Annotated in this window: 18 protein-coding genes; 2 read left to right on the top strand and 16 right to left on the bottom strand. The window is 31.7% G+C overall.

Annotated elements, in window-relative coordinates; genetic code table 11:
* Positions 1–196: 196 nt before the first annotated feature.
* From dut to J3S90_RS05345, 10 genes are all read right to left on the bottom strand, one after another.
* Positions 197–631: a dUTP diphosphatase gene (dut, locus tag J3S90_RS05390; RefSeq protein ID WP_188049327.1), complete on the bottom strand. Its 435-nt coding sequence runs from the start codon at positions 629–631 to the stop codon at positions 197–199.
* 214 nt (positions 632–845) lie between these two features.
* Positions 846–2318, bottom strand: a complete 1473-nt coding sequence (locus tag J3S90_RS05385; RefSeq protein ID WP_210645268.1) for a lipopolysaccharide biosynthesis protein — start codon at positions 2316–2318, stop codon at positions 846–848.
* A gap of 109 nt (positions 2319–2427) precedes the next feature.
* On the bottom strand, positions 2428–2799 hold the full coding sequence (locus tag J3S90_RS05380) for a hypothetical protein (protein WP_210645267.1): 372 nt from the start codon (positions 2797–2799) through the stop codon (positions 2428–2430).
* 92 nt (positions 2800–2891) lie between these two features.
* Positions 2892–3335, bottom strand: coding sequence for a GNAT family N-acetyltransferase (locus tag J3S90_RS05375; RefSeq protein ID WP_210645265.1), 444 nt, complete (start codon positions 3333–3335; stop codon positions 2892–2894).
* A gap of 228 nt (positions 3336–3563) precedes the next feature.
* Entirely contained in the window at positions 3564–4148 is a 585-nt protein-coding gene (locus J3S90_RS05370; protein ID WP_188049323.1) for a hypothetical protein, read from the bottom strand.
* A 555-nt stretch (positions 4149–4703) separates the two neighbouring features.
* Complete coding sequence (locus J3S90_RS05365; protein WP_210645263.1) at positions 4704–5441, bottom strand: DUF542 domain-containing protein; 738 nt, start codon at positions 5439–5441, stop codon at positions 4704–4706.
* A gap of 20 nt (positions 5442–5461) precedes the next feature.
* Positions 5462–6361, bottom strand: a complete 900-nt coding sequence (locus J3S90_RS05360; protein WP_210645261.1) for a hypothetical protein — start codon at positions 6359–6361, stop codon at positions 5462–5464.
* Between the two features lie 45 nt (positions 6362–6406).
* Positions 6407–7996 (bottom strand): MFS transporter, encoded by a 1590-nt coding sequence (locus J3S90_RS05355; RefSeq protein WP_236023885.1) that lies wholly within the window; start codon positions 7994–7996, stop codon positions 6407–6409.
* Positions 7996–9060, bottom strand: a complete 1065-nt coding sequence (locus J3S90_RS05350; RefSeq protein WP_210645257.1) for an HlyD family secretion protein — start codon at positions 9058–9060, stop codon at positions 7996–7998. The genes J3S90_RS05355 and J3S90_RS05350 overlap by 1 nt, the downstream gene beginning before the upstream one ends.
* A 1-nt stretch (position 9061) precedes the next feature.
* Complete coding sequence (locus tag J3S90_RS05345) at positions 9062–10393, bottom strand: TolC family protein (RefSeq protein WP_210645255.1); 1332 nt, start codon at positions 10391–10393, stop codon at positions 9062–9064.
* 184 nt (positions 10394–10577) lie between these two features.
* On the opposite strand from J3S90_RS05345, the gene J3S90_RS05340 reads away from it, so the two are divergent.
* Together J3S90_RS05340 and J3S90_RS05335 are read left to right on the top strand one after the other, a co-directional pair.
* Positions 10578–11375, top strand: coding sequence for an AraC family transcriptional regulator (locus tag J3S90_RS05340; protein ID WP_210645252.1), 798 nt, complete (start codon positions 10578–10580; stop codon positions 11373–11375).
* A 1052-nt stretch (positions 11376–12427) separates the two neighbouring features.
* Entirely contained in the window at positions 12428–12742 is a 315-nt protein-coding gene (locus J3S90_RS05335) for a hypothetical protein (RefSeq protein ID WP_210645250.1), read from the top strand.
* 175 nt (positions 12743–12917) lie between these two features.
* Here the strand turns inward: J3S90_RS05335 and atpG are convergent, their stop codons facing one another.
* The 6 genes from atpG to atpB all read right to left on the bottom strand — a co-directional run bounded on the left by atpG (position 12918) and on the right by atpB (position 17990).
* On the bottom strand, positions 12918–13778 hold the full coding sequence (gene atpG, locus J3S90_RS05330; RefSeq protein WP_188049315.1) for an ATP synthase F1 subunit gamma: 861 nt from the start codon (positions 13776–13778) through the stop codon (positions 12918–12920).
* 99 nt (positions 13779–13877) lie between these two features.
* Positions 13878–15455, bottom strand: a complete 1578-nt coding sequence (gene atpA / locus J3S90_RS05325; protein WP_188049314.1) for a F0F1 ATP synthase subunit alpha — start codon at positions 15453–15455, stop codon at positions 13878–13880.
* A gap of 38 nt (positions 15456–15493) precedes the next feature.
* Positions 15494–16027 carry an ATP synthase F1 subunit delta gene (atpH, locus tag J3S90_RS05320; protein WP_210645248.1) on the bottom strand — a complete coding sequence of 178 codons (534 nt, stop codon included), beginning with the start codon at positions 16025–16027 and terminating at the stop codon, positions 15494–15496.
* Positions 16028–16031: 4 nt separating this feature from the next.
* Positions 16032–16523 carry a F0F1 ATP synthase subunit B gene (locus J3S90_RS05315; protein WP_210645246.1) on the bottom strand — a complete coding sequence of 164 codons (492 nt, stop codon included), beginning with the start codon at positions 16521–16523 and terminating at the stop codon, positions 16032–16034.
* Positions 16524–16606: 83 nt separating this feature from the next.
* Positions 16607–16807 carry an ATP synthase F0 subunit C gene (atpE, locus tag J3S90_RS05310; RefSeq protein WP_031453874.1) on the bottom strand — a complete coding sequence of 67 codons (201 nt, stop codon included), beginning with the start codon at positions 16805–16807 and terminating at the stop codon, positions 16607–16609.
* A gap of 40 nt (positions 16808–16847) precedes the next feature.
* Positions 16848–17990 (bottom strand): F0F1 ATP synthase subunit A, encoded by a 1143-nt coding sequence (atpB, locus tag J3S90_RS05305; RefSeq protein ID WP_210645244.1) that lies wholly within the window; start codon positions 17988–17990, stop codon positions 16848–16850.
* Positions 17991–18083: the final 93 nt, after the last annotated feature.

Raw genomic sequence — 18083 nt, 5'->3', positions numbered from 1 at the left:
AAGTTCACGAAGGTTTTTCGCAAAGTTTACGAAGGTTTTAATTATTATTTTTAGCCTCAGATTAAACTGATTTCCGAGGAGTTTTATGTTATTGCGAGGCACGAAGCAAAGTAATCTCAACCTCTAATTAATAATTTATATTTACATAACATCTAGAATGCGCTCGATGTGACAACTGTTTACTGAATTCTGAAAACTACTTTACTCCAGTACTACCAAAACCGCCTTCTCCGCGAGAAGTCTCTGTTAGTTCTTGTACTTCAATCCATTCTGCGCGTTCGTGTTTGGCAATAATTAGTTGCGCGATACGCTCTCCGTTTTGAATTACGAAATCTTGATTGGATAAATTTACTAAAATCACTCCAATTTCTCCACGATAATCCGCATCAATCGTTCCAGGCGAATTGAGAACAGTGATTCCGTTTTTGGCAGCGAGACCGCTTCTGGGACGCACTTGCGCTTCGTAACCAATTGGCAGAGCAATAAAAAGACCCGTTTTTATGATGGCTCTTTCTAAAGGTTTTAACGTTATCGGTTCGGTTATAGTAGCTCTTAAGTCCATTCCTGCTGAAGCTATGGTTTCATAGTTTGGTAAGGCATGTCCTGATTTGTTAATGATATTTATTGTCATTCTATTATTTTTTTGAAATTGAAATGTGTTTTTAAAAGAATAGTACTGTTGTATTCTAAGTCCTAGCCGTGATGGAAGTGGAAATCCTTTTTTTATAAAATTATATTTTTTCTGGTACAAAAAGAGCGACTGGAAGAAGCTCCTTTTTGGTGCCTAGAAAAAAATGATTTTAGGAAAAAGCTTGAAACGTACAGCGCGATTAGCTCCCAGAAATTTAAATTTTATTTGGTTTTCGTTTTAAAATTTTAGTTAATAATTCTTTTTCGTTGTGGTATATAAAATACATGAATAAGAGTAATAACGGGATTCCGACGAAATAATTCTCTCTAAATCCGTAAAATGAAATCGCAGAAAAACCGATGGAAACCAATAGATATATCGCTATTTTATTGATGTCGTAAGGGATTGGATAATACTTATTTCCAAAATAATAGGAGATTCCCATCATACTGCCGTACGCTGCAATAGTGGCAATTGCGGATCCGTAATAACTCATCGTTGGAATTAATAAATAGTTGAGCGCTAATGTTATGATAGCTCCCACAATTGAAATATAAGCGCCATAATGTGTCTTGTCGATGAGTTTGTACCAAACCGAAAGATTGGTGTAAATTCCGAGAAAGAAATTTGCCAAAATGATAAGCGGCACCACTTTCATGGCTTCCCAATAAGAAGAGTTTTGAATCATTATTATTTTTAGAATATCTGCAAAAACGATGACCGAGAGTAAGATAAAAGAGCCAAAAATGACAAAATATTTGGTAATGGTCGCGTAAGTTTGTGGTGCATTTTCATTGGATGCATGGCTAAAAAAGAAGGGTTCTATTCCTAAGGTATAAGCAGTGCGATACAAAACCATAAATAAACCTAGTTTGTAACAAGCCGAATATACTCCGACCTCTGAGGCTGCAATGTTTTGTGGTAACAAATAGCCCAGTAAAATTTTGTCAAATTGTTCATTGATGGCAAATGCAATTCCAGCAATCATGATAGGCATTCCGTATTTCATCATTTGTTTCCACAAATTATAATCAAACTGCCATTTTAGTTTGAAATAATTGGGTGAAAGCACTAGAAATGTCAATAAACTAGCAACAATATTAGATACGAAAATATAGCCAATCTGGAAATTCTCGATATAAAAAGTACTTAGGAAATGGTCTGGATTTGATTTTGCAATCGCGGGTAACGAAATCAAAAAGAAAAGATTTAGAAATAGATTGACTGCTACATTTCCTATTTTTATTATGGCATAACGTATCGGTTGTTGATTGACCCTTAACTTAGAGAAAGGAACAATTACCAAAGCATCGAGCACGAGAATCCAGATGGTGTAAGTAATAAATTGCACATCTATTCCTGACCATCTTGCAATAGTATTTTGGGTTAATAAGGAAAAAACTAAAAATATAAAAGAGGTCCAGAATATAGAAACCGAGGACGTCTCTACTACAGCATTTTTATTTTTTTCTTTATTGTAAAATCTAAAAAAGGCAGTTTCCATTCCGTATGCGAGAATTACATTGAAGAAAATCATACCAGCAAAAATGATGGAGATTTTTCCGTATTCCTCTTTTGGCAGTAAATCGGTGTATAAAGGAACTAATAGGAAACTAAACATTCGCGGAATTACCGTTGCCAATCCGTAAATAGCAGTTTGTTTAAAAAGATTTTTATATAATCCCAAAATGGTGTGTAAATTAAATTAAAGGAACAAAAATAACTATTTCTTTGATTTAATCCTCCGATGTGTCTAATTGTTTTAGAAGAGCTCTAGTCGAAATAATAACATAAAACTATCGGACTACTCTTTCAATTACATTTGTAATTTTGAAATAGTTTGTTTTTTTGTTAATTTGATATTCTAGCACCGCTTCATTAGATTTTAATTCAAATTTTGATTTTGCTATAACCGGAGGTTTGTTTGCATATTCCTTGGTACTATCTGAATCTAAAATCAAATCTACTTTTTTAGAGTTCGCAGTAAAATGAGCTACAAATTTATTAGTAGTTATGGCCTCAATAATAGCCTGCTGATTGTGAAAATAAACTTTTTTTAAGTGGATCGTTTTGGCTAGTGGTATTTTGAACTCTATGCAAAATTGAATTGTACTTTTCTCTATATTTTTTTGATAGGAAACAGATTGTATTTCTTGAGGAAATTCCATTTGAAGTTCTTGTTTAATAGCACAAAATGTTAGAACAAAACAAAGAATAAAGAGGGAAATAATGGGTAATATTTTTTTCATTAGCATAAACGTTAGCTTAGTCCTTCTTCGTTTAAGATTTTAAGAAAATGAAATCCCTTTGGCACATATCCTTGATTGTAATAAAACCGATGTGCGGTATAATTTCCGGTAAAAGCATCGAGAACAATCATGGTGCAACCCGTCTCTTTTGCTTTAGCATCAATATAATCTGTCATCATTTTTCCGATGCCTTTGGATCGATGATCAGGATGTACAATAAAGTTATCTATTTCTAAATATTTACCCGACCAAAGTTTTGTTCCAGACCATAATCCTGAAATTCCTACACAAACACTACCTTCAAAAACAGCTACTTGCCTGTAATTGTGAGGGATCATTTCTGTAAGATACGAATCGTATTTTTCTATCGTAAATTTAGAATATAAATGTTGCATGACTTCAAATTGAGCTAACATTTCTTGCTTTGTGGTAAGTTCTTTAATTTCTATTTTCATGTGTAATTTAAAAAAGATAAAATTAACCAAAAAATCGGTACGATAAAAAAGTACTCAAGGAATAAAGCTAGTTGTAGAATTAGCGTTTTAGAAATTGGTATAAATTATAGTTCTCCTTAAATTTATTTACTGATATCAAAATTAAATCTAGTTCGTTGAAAAACAATACTTAGAAATACTAAAAAGGATCGGCAGTACCGATCCTTTTCTACATAAATTATTAAACTATTACTTCATGGATTCAAAATAAATCACCTCTCCTTGGGTTGTTATTTGTAACACACTTTTTTTTCCGTTTTTCAAAATTTCGAGGAAATAATTATCTTTATCAAAAGGTTTTCCGTAAAAAAGCATATTTGTTACATTCTCTTCATTATCATCATAATAAATTACACTTCCTTTACTGTATTCTTTATACTTTTCATTAATTTTATTTTGAGCATTTACAGGTAAATCACTGTATTTTTTAATTGTAGTGGTTCCTATTAATTTTGAATCTTGGTCATAAAAAGCAGCCATTGCATCTCCTTTTTTCATAAAACTTGCTTGGTCAAAACTATCAGATTTTTTCCATTTTGCATTAGTTATACCTTTAAAATCTTTGATAAACTGACTTTTTGATTGCTCGCTAACCTCTTGCGATTTTAGTTTATGAAGTTCTTTTCTAAGAACCTTTTTCTCTTGTTTTTCGTTGGTGTCTTTTTTGTCTAACGATTTTATTTCGCTTTTTAATTTTTGTTCCTGAACTGTTTGCGCTTGAGATACTGCAAACGTTAACATAACAGCGCCAACTAATAAAATTACTTTTTTCATGATTTTTTAAATTTAAATGGTTTGTAATTCTTTATTAAAATTGATTTTAGGGCTGTAAAAATTGGTTATGTATTATTGCAAATCGATTGGTAAAAGTGAGTTTAATTTATAAATCAGTTGTATTAGAAATAATGAAATAACAATTAAAAAATTCTACTAAACTGTATTCTTAAAAAGCTTTCCATAATTAAAATTGGTTTAAAAAATTATAAAGTCGCGCAATTATTAAAATAGTATCCAATTTAGCTTATAGATAAATTTACCAATCCTGATGCGTTGCTAATGTGATTAATTCTACTCTTTTACATTATAAAAAGACTAAATTAGTGTTGTCCTAGTCTGAGTGTACTGTAAAAATTGAGGCGAAAAAATAAAGCGATAATCCATTAAATATGAGTACATTAATTAACAATTTAGCCTGTCAAATTTACGCTATAATTTAGTGCATAATTTTACTTTAACATTATCTTATAACAGAAAAGCACCAATTAGTTCGAATCCAATTTTTAAATTTTGATTCAATACTTATGTGTTATTTTTTTAAATTCAATTATATCAAAAACAGCGATTTTTTAATAAAAGAGCTTCAACTTCAAGTGCTTTTGGATACAATAAGTTGTTCTCTAAATGAAGTTGTAATTCTAACTTAGTTTCAAAATCATTAAGCAATTCCATTACAACCTTGTAAGCATTACATTCTTTGTTTTGCACTGCATAATTATTACATAATTCTCTAATTTCTAGAAAATGTTGGCCCTCAAAATTATTCTCTTGAATAATATTCTGGCTATGAATTTTAATGATTCCTAGGTATTTACAATCAATAGTTTCTTTGTTTTCGATCAAGTTTCCCATTTTTCTTACGTAAGGAAATAAGACAAAACGCTCTTTGTTATTGTGGTTTTCAATTTTCTTAAAAACCTTAGTAAAGAGTTCCATAATACAAGTAAGTTCTGGTCTTAAATCTCCGTATTCCTTGCAAAGAACAAACAAGTTTTCAATAATCTTTGGCGCCCTGTTTTTGATATAAGAATGGTGTTTTTCCTCTATGTAGCAAGCCAACTCACTTATCGACCAACTATGAAAATCCAATTGTTTTGGATCGGTTTCAGCTATCGCATTTTGCAGATCTTGAACCAGTATTTTACTTGAGATGTTCTTACTTTCACACACTTCTTGAAGGGTTCTTTCTCCTCGGCAATAATAATCAATTCCGTACTTTTTAAAAACTGGAGCCAATCGGTAATCCTCTGTTACTAATTCACTCAAAGTATTGTTTTTTAGACTAAACATATTGTAATGTTTTAATTAATTTATAAAATAAGATTATAATCGCTCTCTAGATTTTTAATCATTTTGGTAACTGCATTTTTAAAATGAACATCTTCAATTTCTTTGTACTTGACCTTTTCCTTACAGTTTAAAGGTTTGATAAAAAACAAATAAAACAACTGACGCCATTCCTGATCTGTTCTATCTCTATTTTCTAAAAATTGTTGCTGGTAAGCAGTAAATCGAGATTCAAAAAAAAGATCGATATCTTTGATATGATTTATTATTTGATGTTTTTCTAAATAAAATAATAACAGAGAAATAATTTCAGTAGTTTGCTCTTGTTGTTTATAACCAACAGGTGTTTTACTGATTAGTAACACACAATTAAACAAAAGCATTTCAAATCTTCCTTCACTATTTGCATATTTATACCTCGGAAATTTCTTGACACCATCATAGGCTTTACAAAATAAAATTTGTGCCCTTTTATTTTTAACTCCTAAATGATTTTTTGAATCGTTTACAAAATCACTAGAAATTCCTTCTAGTTTTAAGAGTGTTATCTCTTTTAATACACCTGATTTTGTAGCAATAATATCGGATACCATTTGATGAAACATTTTTTTTTGATTTTCATTTTCTAAAAAATACCATTCTTGATTATCAATAATATTTTCAGAATTGATTCGTTCAATTTCAACGCATAAAATTCCATCAAATTGGGTTAAAACTAGTAGTAATGAACCTCTATGATTTGAAATTTCAAAGGTTAATGAATCTGCACTTTCATGCTCAAGTCGAATATTCTTATCAATATGTTGGCATAATACTATTAATTCTGAATAGATGTATTTAATATTTTTCTTTTTACTCTGTTGGGAATTGTAAAATAATAGTCCAAAAATAATGGCTCCTCCAGCCAAATAAAATATCCACATAATGCTTAATTTAAAAATAAAATAGCCTATCAATCCTTCGATATATTAAAAAGGAGAGGGTTGGTTTTTAGAAATAGTTACAATAGTTCGATTGATGTAGGGAAATAAAGCAACTAGTAATAGAGTCACTACAAGTAACGTACAAATCATTTCATAATAATCAATCCCAAATCGGATGTGGTTTTGCACATTTACTGCGTTTACAACTATTTTGTTAGAGAGTTTAGTAGATTTTCCTAATGCAGAACCATGTACTATTAAGGAATTGCTATACTTTACTAATTGTTGTTTTGCTATAGGATTCAAAACACTAATTTGATTCTGAAATGTATTAAAATGTTTGCTTTTTGAAAACAGTTCATAATAATTCATCAGGCCTGCGCTCAGATAAAAACCCAAACAACGCATTAGTAAACAAATTCCTGCTGAAGTAACACCAAAGCGCTCTGGAACTGACGAAACCATAAAAATGATAGACGGAGTCATTAAAGTTCCTACACCAAGTCCTTGAAGGAATAAAGGCAAATAAAAATAACCTTCGTTAGCCTGTGTTGTAAATAGAAAAATCATCCCTGCATGGTAAATTAACAATAGTGAGAATCCATAAAGCCATAATAGCCTAATGGGACGATGTTGCAGAATATAAACCCCAGCACTGATTACACCAACTACAATTCCTAGAATATTCAGTAATGTAATATCGCCGATATGCAGCGGGTCTAGTTTTAAAACCGTTTGAAAATAAGTGGTTGTAACACCTAAAGCAAACCTGCAGATATAAAAAATAAGAATGACCGCACCTCCAATATAAAAGTTTCTATATCTAAAAACGGCAAGATCAAAATAAGGACGTTTGAGGCTGGATTGTCTGAGCAAGAATAAAACCAATAAAACGAATATTGATACAATACTCCAGAAAATTCTAGGATCTTCTAGCCAATAATATTCTTGTCCGTAAACCATAATGTAACCTATTAAGCAAACAAAACATGCATAGAGAATAAAACTTGCCCAATCCAATTGATATAAAGGAAATTTTACGTCTAAGTGAACATTGTTCATAAATAAATAGATAAATACTAAACTTGGGAAATACGAAAATATAGCGCATTTGTATAAAAAGTTGAAGTTGAATGAATCTACAATATTGGCGGTTAGGAAATTATTGAGTGGAATCATACAAACTAGCATTCCAAAAAAAATAGAATATCCTATAATTCTAGCCCTTTCAGTTCGAAGCTGCGAATAGATTAAGGATAAAGAAAGATTTACAGTCATTGTAAACGCCATTCCTTGTATGAATCTAAAAACAAAAAGGATAGCAACTTGCTGTGTGCTGTAACAGATATAGGAAGTCACAATTTGGATTATTGTAATGATGATAAAGTATTCTTTTGCAGCTAAAAATCTAAAAAAACGCCTTTCTAAAGAAAAGAAACTCACATAGCCTGCATAAAACAAGGCAACCGAATAAATAACATCATACGTCTCAATTCCAGTATTTCCTGCTGCGGCAGCTACATTTGTCATCGGAAGAAAGAAAAGCACAAGACTAGGCAAGAGTACTATAAAGAGTACTATTTTTATGAGCCAGTTGGGCACCCAATCTTTAAATAAGAAAATTTTAGGAAGCATCAATTCTGATTTTTAGCAATCGAAACATTTACGTTCATTCCTGCTTTTAGTAATTCAATATCCTTTGTAGATCCTGTTACTCTAATTCTTACTGGAATTCGCTGAACAATTTTTACATAGTTTCCAGTAGAGTTGTCTGGTGGTAATAAAGAAAAACTAGATCCAGTAGCAGGTGAAAGTGAAATAACAACACCTTTGAATTCCTTTTTAGAATACGCATCGGCTGTAAAGCGTGCCGTATCACCAATTTTCATGGTTTCTATTTGAGTTTCTTTGTAATTGGCGACAACCCATTTGTCTGTTTCCGAATTAACAATATAAGCCAGCACTTCTCCAGCATTGATCATTTGCCCTTTTTCAACGGTTCTTCGCCCCATAACGCCATCATAAGCAGCTCTAATAATAGTATAAGAAACATCAAGCTTATGACGATCTAATAAGGCGCTCAATCGCTTTATCTCGGCTTTTACAACTTCTTCTTGCGCTTTTGCATCATTAATTTCTGAAAGCGAAGCACTGTATTTATCATTTGCAGATCGTTGTTCTGCTTCGGCTATTTTATACGAAGCTTCTTTAGCTTCAAATTGTTGGTTGGTAGCAGACTCTGAAGCGACTAATTTTTTATATCGCGAATATTCGAGGTTTTCTTTCCACAATGCCGCTTTGGTAACCAAAATTTTAGACTGATTTACTTGTGCAGTTTTACTTAATGTGGCCACTTTACTTTTCCACACTTCCAGTAATGCTCTAGCATTAGACAAAGCCGCTTCTGTTTGTTCTTCCTGAATTACGTATTCCTGATTGTCAATTACTAATAAGGTATCCCCTTTTTTGACTGCTTCATTTTCTTCAAATTTAATGGCTACAATAAAACCTCCTGCTCTAGATATTACGGGATTTATATATTCTTGTACTTGAGCGTCATTAGTGTTTTGATTAAAGTAAATGTCAACCATCGTAATCACGCCCCATATTGATAAAACGATTGCTATACTTCCAGCAATCCAGGCTGTAATTTTTGTGATGAGTTTATCTGTTACTGTATAATTATTTTTGTGTCTCATTTTAAAGGGTTCCTAAGATATTTTGAAGTTGATAATAATTTATTTGAGCATTTATTTTAGAGGATGCGTAATCAAATTGACTTTGTAACAATTGTACGTTAGCATCAAGAAGATCAGTGATTAACGAGGCCTGATTAAAATAGTTTTCATTTACAATTCGCGCATTTTCTTTAGACTGATGTACATCTGTTTTGGCTACATCAATTCTAACAAGTCCTTCTTTAAAACGCAAATACGATTCATAGACTTGCTGTCTTATTTTATCATCTGTATCGTGATGTTCTAATTCTTCTTTTTCAAGACTTAATTTGGCAGCTCTCACTTTTGGCTTATTCAGGTACAATTCTGATAAAGGAAAAGAAGCTTTTACTCCAAAAATTCCTAAAGTATAATTGCTTGGGGAATACGGATATAAAAATATTTGAGGATTAGCGAGATAAAATTCGCCATACAAACCAATTTTAGGTCGAACATTGGCTTTGCTGTTATTTAATTCTATTTTAGAGAGTTCCGTTTTACTTTCAGAAATGTTATATTCGTAAGAATTGTGTTTGGCTATTTCTAAATACTGATTGTAGGGTTCTAAAATAAAACTTTCAGGTTCTAAAATTTCATGAGGATTTATGAGTTCTTCATCCGGAAGGCCTATTAAAATATTTAATCTCTGGTTCGCAATTGCAATATCATTTTCGATTTTTACAAGCATCATTTTCTGATTGGATAATTTCAGTTCAACTCGTAAAACATCACTTCTTAAAATGACCCCATTTTTAAATAAAGATTTAATTTCTGCAAGTTGCTTTTCTTGATTTGCTATATCTGTAATCATTAAATCTCTAAAAACAGTACTTCTTTGTAAATTGAGATAATAAATAGCCGCTTGTAACTTAATCTCAGAAGTAGTCATTTTTTGCTGTTCTAAAGCAATCGAAGCGAGTATTTCTTTTTTGTCAATTTTTAAATTCAGCTTATTACCATCATAAACATTCAGATAATACCCAGTGCTCACTTTGTACAAAAGATGAATGACTTCGTGTTGTGTAGGTTTATGAAACAAACCGTCTTCATAAACGGGAATATTTGTAGCGTATTCATAATTTCCTTTGATCTCTAACTCTGGAAGTCGCTCCAATTTACTTTCAATAACTTCTTCCTTATTGATGCGATATTCTAATGTGCTAAGTTGAATTTTTTTGCTGTTTTCTATCGCTTTAGACCAAGTCTCATTAAGGTTTAAAGGGATTTTTGAGTTTGTATTGTTTTGTGAGTAAATAAAACTAGAGAAGGTAATGAGTAAAATTTGTAACAGATTTCGAAAAGTAAAGCGGATCATTTTTTTATAATTTGTGGGTACAAATATAAAGTCGAGATGCTAGGATCGATTTGTAAAAAATAGTCTAAAATTTGATGAAACCAGACATTTTAAAACAGGAAATCGGTAACTTTGAAAAATAAAATAGCGAACCCTAACTCCATACTATTGTTTAGGATTAGTTAGTTTCTAAAACCTTTACTTCATGAGTCTGATAGCCTCTTTACCAAACATTGATAAAATAGCTGATTCTGTCTTTGTAATGCACGAACGCTCTGAAAAATTTATACCTTATCACAGTCATGAAAAAGGGCAACTTTCCTATGTTGAAGGAGGATTAGCCTATTTACAATTAAACGATAAAAATTATGTTATTCCAGCTCGACATTATTTTTGGGTTCCATCAGGATTAGAACATATTTTAAAAATTGGACATTCAGGGACTATTTTGCGTTCCATTTTTTTTTATACCTATGATGATAATAAAAGTTTATTTTTTTCTGAAGTAGGAATATATCCAATCAATGCTCTTTTGCTACAAATGATCAAATACACGGAGCTTTGGGATGGTCCCATAAAATCCGATGATAGCAGGTATCAATTCTTATCGGTAATCAAAAATATCCTCCCCGAAATCAGCAACAAGAAACTACCTATAAGTTTACCTTTTACTGACCACGAACGCATGCAACCCATTTTAGAATTTATTGCAAATAACATAACGGCTAATCATACCTTGGCCAGTTTGAGTACTCATTTTGGAATAGGTGAACGATCCTTGTCTAGATTATTTCAAATTACTTTAAAAACCTCCTTCCTACAATATTTAAAATTATTACGAATGGTAAGGTCGATAGAACTGATGTTGCAAAGTGATATATCAATTAGTGAAATTGGATATGCGGTAGGATATGATAGTTTATCTTCTTTTAGCAATACGTTTTATCAAATGACCAATTACAGACCCTCAGATTTTAAACGCGAAATAGCTGCTAGAGAATAAAATCACTTTTAAAAATTAGAAAGAAAAAGTTCAAGTATCCTATTTATTAAGATTCAAATGGTAAGAAGTGATATTGTTTCATTTATCTAATATTTTTAGCCGATCGAGAGTTATGATGTATAAAATGTATTATTAGCATTCTTTTTAAATGGTCAAATTAATGCAGTATAACTAGCTTAAAGCCTTTATGACTTTAAAAAAAGTAGATAAAGCATTTTTTATCATTAAAAGTGAAAAAAAAATGAAATATCACTAAAAGTGGGTATTGCAGATATGTTTTAATTAATTGAAATTTGTCGAAGAGAAAATCAAAAAAAAGAGGTGTATAAAGCTATTGAACCTCGTAAAAAAAACAAAGCAGGGTAAAGCTAAATTTCACCCACAAAAAAGGAGCATTGGGTAATAAAGCTAATTGACCCTTAAAAGAAACAAGCAGGGTAAAGCTATTTTCACCCATAAAAAAAGAGCATCGGGCAAATAAAGCTAATTGACCCTCAAAAAAACAAAGCAGGGTAAAGCTATTTTCACCTACAAAAAAGGAGCATGGGTAAATAAAGCTAATTGTCCCTTTAAAACAAAGCACGGGTAAAGCTAAGTATAACCCATTAAAAACAGAGCATCGGGAGTATAAAGCTATTTGACCCTAACAAACAAAGCCACAGGTAAAAGCTAAGAATGCCTTACAACACAGAGCTACAGGACTATAAAGCTACTTGTTCCTTAAACAAAGCAAAAAAAAGAGCCTATTGGCTCTTTTTTGTTTTTTATACTTTTTTTAAATCATAAAAAGAACTTTTTTACAAGACCAATAGTTAGTAGCTGCTATGTTAAACGAATATGCTTTTGAACAATAAAAAATTTTTAATTAATTGAAACAGGATAATAGAGTTGCTTTTAAATACTTAAAAATAGTTTTATAGTGAGGAATAAATACAGATTTATTATTAATCATCAGCAGATCAAAAATACTTAGCTCGCTTTTACTTCTATTTAAATCCTATAATTACATTGTTATCAATAGAAAATACTCAATCACTCAAAATAATAGATAGATGAATATGTATTTTATTGCTTTTTTAATCTTAATTACTCCCCTATTATTACAAATTATAGTAGGCTCGATGGCTATTATAAAAGTCCTTAAATGGAACTTTGATTTAATTTGCATCATCACTATGTTTAGTCAAATTGGTTTGATATTTCTAACTGTAAATAGGATTGCAATAGAAAATCAAAATGTAAAATGTGGAATGCCTCAAGTAGCAATTATTATTTTGGGAATTATATTCTTAATCACTCTTTTAATAACAATTGGAATCCAAATTCTGATTAGAAAGTTGATAGCTAGAAAAGCTAAACTGAAGTAAATTATAGAAAAAAATTATCTAATAAGAATCAGTTTTATAGAAATATGTATTCAATATTAGTTATTCTATTACACATAAAAGCGTTGTTATAATGTCCAAAAAACAAAAGTTGAAGAAAACTAAAAAAGGCGATTGAAACTAAATTCAATCGCCTTTTTTTATAATATAAACTTCCTTATCCTTTCAACGCTTCAGCACCACCAACGATTTCTAAAATCTCGTTCGTAATTGCTGCTTGACGTGCTTTGTTATAAGTTAATTTTAATTGATCTCTTAACTCGGTTGCATTATCAGTTGCTTTGTGCATTGCGGTCATACGAGCACCATGTTCTGAAGCAAATGAATCGCGTATTCCTTTATATAATTGTGTTTTCAATGATTTTGGAATCAATGTCAAAACAATTTCTTCTTTTGAAGGTTCAAAGATATAATCACCAGGAGTAACGTTTAAATCAGATTTAATTGGTGCTAAAGGTAAAAATTGTTCTGTTTGAACGATTTGTGTAGCTGCATTTTTAAATTGATTGTAAATCAATTCAATTTTATCATACTCACCAGAAACGAATTTCTCTGTTAAAGTATCAGCAATTTTAGCGACATTATCAAAAGTTAATGCATCAAAAACTGGACTTTCATTCGCAACAACATTAAGCGTTTTACCTAAAACATCATTTCCTTTTTTTCCTATAGCAAAGATATCCACTTGTTTTCCTGCATAATATAATGCACGACTTTTAGCTTCCTTAATTGCATTGGTATTAAAAGCTCCTGCTAAACCTCTATTAGAAGTAACAACAACTAGTAATACTTTCTTGATTTCACGCTGTGTCGTATATTCTTCACCAGCATCACCTTCAAGAGTAGCAGAAAGATTTTGCAACAACTCCGTTAATTTTTCGGCATAAGGGCGCATCGCTGTGATTGCATCTTGTGCTTTCTTTAGCTTTGCTGCAGAAACCATTTTCATCGCAGATGTAATTTGCATCGTAGATGAAACGGAAGTAATTCTATTACGGATTTCCTTTAAATTTGCCATTTTATTTTAGTCTAATGCCTTAAAGTGATAAAGTCTAAAGTCCTTGAAAAGCCGAATTACTGACTTTAAGACTTTGGACTTTATAACTTTGGACTATTTTTAGTTATATTTTGCTGATAATTCTTTTGCAACAGATTCGATTACATCTGTAATTTCGTCTGTCAATTTTCCTGCTTTCAAAGCGTCAAGAGTTGCTCTGTGTTTGTTGTTTAAGAATTCTAAGAAATCTTTCTCAAATTCTCTTACTTTATTCACAGGAACATTTTTCAACAAGTTTTTTGAACCAGCATAGATAATTGCAACTTGATCTTCAACAGTATAAGGATCGTTTAAACCTTGTTTTAAGATTTCAACGTTTCTTTTTCCTTTTTCAATTACGTTCAATGTAACCGCATCAAGATCAGAACCAAACTTAGCAAACGCTTCCAATTCACGGAATTGTGCTTGATCTAGTTTTAATGTACCTGCTACTTTTTTCATTGATTTAATTTGAGCATTTCCTCCAACACGAGATACAGAAATACCTACGTTAATTGCTGGACGAACTCCTGAATTAAACAAATCTCCATCCAAGAAAATTTGACCATCCGTAATCGAAATTACGTTTGTTGGAATATATGCAGATACGTCACCAGCTTGAGTTTCAATAATTGGTAATGCAGTCAATGAACCACCACCTTTTACAATTGATTTCAATGAATCTGGTAAGTCATTCATATTTTTAGCAATTCCGTCATCAGCAATTACTTTACAAGCACGCTCTAATAAACGACTGTGTAAGTAAAAAACGTCTCCAGGATATGCCTCACGTCCCGGTGGTCTTCTTAACAAAAGAGAAACCTCACGGTAAGCAACAGCTTGTTTAGATAAATCATCATAAACAATTAAAGCTGGACGACCTGAATCTCTAAAATACTCACCAATTGCAGCACCTGCCATAGGAGCATAAACTTGCATTGGAGCTGGATCAGAAGCATTAGCAGCAACAATAATGGTATACGCCATTGCTCCTTTTTCTTCTAACATTTTTGCAATTCCTGCTACAGTTGACGCTTTTTGCCCAATTGCAACATATATACAAAATACTGGTTTACCAGCATCGTAAAATTCTTTTTGATTTAAGATGGTATCGATACAAACAGTTGATTTACCTGTTTGACGGTCACCAATAACTAGCTCACGTTGACCTCTACCTACTGGAATCATAGCATCTACTGCTTTGATACCTGTTTGTAATGGCTCAGTAACTGGTTGACGGAAGATAACTCCAGGAGCTTTTCTTTCTAATGGCATTTCGTATAAGTCTCCACCAATTGGTCCTTTTCCATCAATAGGAAAACCAAGTGTGTTTACTACACGTCCTACCATTTGTTCTCCTACTTTAAGAGAAGCAATACGTTGTGTTCTTTTTGCAGTCGATCCTTCTTTGATTCCTGTAGATGGTCCTAAAAGTACCACACCAACATTGTCTTCTTCAAGATTCAAAACAATAGCCTCAAGACCATTTTCGAATTCTACTAACTCACCGTATTGAACATTTGAAAGCCCGTAAATACGAGCAATACCATCTCCAACTTGAAGTACTGTTCCTACTTCCTCTAGCGTAGCGCCAGATTCAAAACCTTCTACTTGCTTTCTTAATATTGCTGATATTTCAGCAGGTTTAATTTCCGCCATCTTAATTTATAATTTAGACACTTTAAAGTGCAATAAAACTAGTTACTTAACTCTCTTTTTAATACTTGTAATCTATTAGCAATAGAAGCATTATACTCCTTGTCACCAATTCTTAAAATAAATCCTCCAATAATAGCAGGATCTATCGTATTTACTATTGTAATTTTCTTATTTGAAAATTCTTTTATTTTTTCAGAAACTTTCGCTTCTAATGCAGAATCCATTGCAATTGCAGTAGTTACTTTTACTACTTCAAAGCCATTCATTTCATCTGATAAAAGAACGTATTGCGAAACAATATCTTCTAAAATTTCAAATCTTTTGTTTTCGAATAACAAATGGAAAAGACTTTTAGTCAATTTAGTTGTACTTGCGAAAACTTCAGTTAAAGCACTTTCTTTAACACCAACAGCAATAGTAGGGTTTTGAATAAAACTATTCAGTTCCTCATTTCCATTTATTGTTGAAGAAATCAAAGCCATGTCTTTATAGACTTCTTGCTCATTTCCTGCAGAAATAGCTAAATCTAAGAATGCTTTTGCATAACGAATTGCTGCTCTAGTTCCTGACATAATTTTAGTTTAATTTTACGTCACCTAACATATTCTCAATCAATTTAGCTTGAGCTTCTTTATTAGATAATTCGTCTTTCAATAATTTTTCTGCGATACTCAATGACAAAGTAGAAACTTGCGTTTTTAATTCAGCCATAGCTGCATTTTTCTCTGCTTCAATAGCAATTTTTGCTTGAGAAATCATTCTTTCTCCTTGAATTTGTGCTTCTTTTTTAGAATCAGCAACCATCTTCTCTTTCATTTCACGCGCTTCTTTAAGCATGTTGTCACGCTCAATTCTAGCTTCTTGTAAAATGCGTTCATTGTCTGCAGTTAAATTCTGCATTTCTCTACGTGCTGATTCGGCTGAAGCCAAAGCATTGTTTATAGATTCCTCACGACCTTTTACGGCTCCCAAAATTGGTTTCCAAGCAAATTTTCTCAAAAGTAGAAAGAAAACAAAGAAAATTATCGTTGTCCAAAAAATTAAACTCTCCGGTGCTGTTAAATTCATAGGTATATATTTAAAATAGTTTTTTTTGTTTTAGAAAGAAAAACTTCCTGCAGCCAACCGCTACAGGAAATTTTAACTTTTAATTACTTTGCAATTAAAGCAACAACTACTGCGAAAAGTGCAACACCTTCAATAAGTGCAGCAGCGATAATCATAGCAGTTTGGATTTTTCCAGCAGCTTCTGGCTGACGAGCAATTGCATCCATAGCAGATCCACCAATTTTTCCAATTCCAAGACCTGCTCCAATTACTGCTAATCCAGCTCCGATTCCAGCTAATACCATAATGATAAATTTATATAGTTAATAATTATTAAAACTCTAATTAATGATGATCGTGCTCTGCAACGGCCTGACCAATAAACAATGCTGATAACAACGTAAACACATACGCTTGTAAGGCAGCTACTAACATTTCTAATACACTCATAAATAAAACAAACGCTCCAGAAATAGGAGAAACCGCTACCGTTTCAAATATAAAGATTAACGAAACTAAACTTAAAATAATGATGTGTCCTGCTGTAATGTTAGCAAATAAACGAATCATCAAGGCAAAAGGTTTAGTCAACATTCCTATTAATTCAACAGGAATCATAATTGGCGCTAACCAAAACGGAACTCCAGGTGTATTAAAAATATGTCCCCAATAATCTTTATTTCCACTTAATGTTGTAATGATGAATGTAATCAACGCCATTACAAAAGTAAAATATATATTTCCAGTTAAGTTCGAGCTAAATGGGAAAAACGGAATCAAACCAATAAGGTTGTTAATCCAAATAAAGAAAAAGATAGTTAATAAATACGGCATGTATTTTTCATATTTTTTCTCTCCAATATTTGGTCTAGCAATATCATCTCTAACAAATGTTACTAATGGTTCTAGAAAACCAGCGATCCCTTTTGGTGCTAATTGATTTTTCTTGTATGATCTCGCTACCGCTAAAAATAATAAAAAAATTATTATAGCAGAGATGAACATTGAAAAAACATTCTTAGTAATCGAAAAGTTTAATGGTCTTGCATCAAATTCAAATGCACCATTTTTTCTTTCCTCTACAGTTAGTTTTTCAAATTTATCAGCGTAATAAATCACTTCATTTGAACGAACTAATTTTTGACCATTTACATCAATAACATGTTTCGCTTCATTGTCATGATGAAATCTCTCAGAAGAGAAAATTTCTAAACCAGTGTTGGTCCATAAAATTACAGGCAAATAAAAAGAAATGGGATGTCCGCCCCAGTCTGCAATATGAAATTCATGAGAATCCCCAATGTGTGTATTAATTAATTCTGTAGCGTCGAATGGCTTCTTTTCAGGAGTCGCTTCTGCATGATGCTCTGTTACTGCTACATTAGCAATAGAAAGACTATCAACCGCAGGATTTGCAAATCCGAAATAAGGAATACTGGCTACTAAGGCAACTAATAAGAACTGAACAGGTTTATTTGAAAATACCATTATTAAATTGTGTGTCTAATTTTACGTTTCAAAATTTTTTGCAAAGGTACATAATTTATTTACAACTGAAAATATATCATTTTGTTTTTAGCA

Source organism: Flavobacterium flabelliforme (assembly GCF_017948675.1).
In the GTDB taxonomy this organism is placed as follows: Bacteria; Bacteroidota; Bacteroidia; order Flavobacteriales; family Flavobacteriaceae; genus Flavobacterium; species Flavobacterium pygoscelis.
The sequence above is the reverse complement of the archived record's forward strand: the minus strand, read 5'-3'. Positions and strand labels throughout refer to the sequence as shown.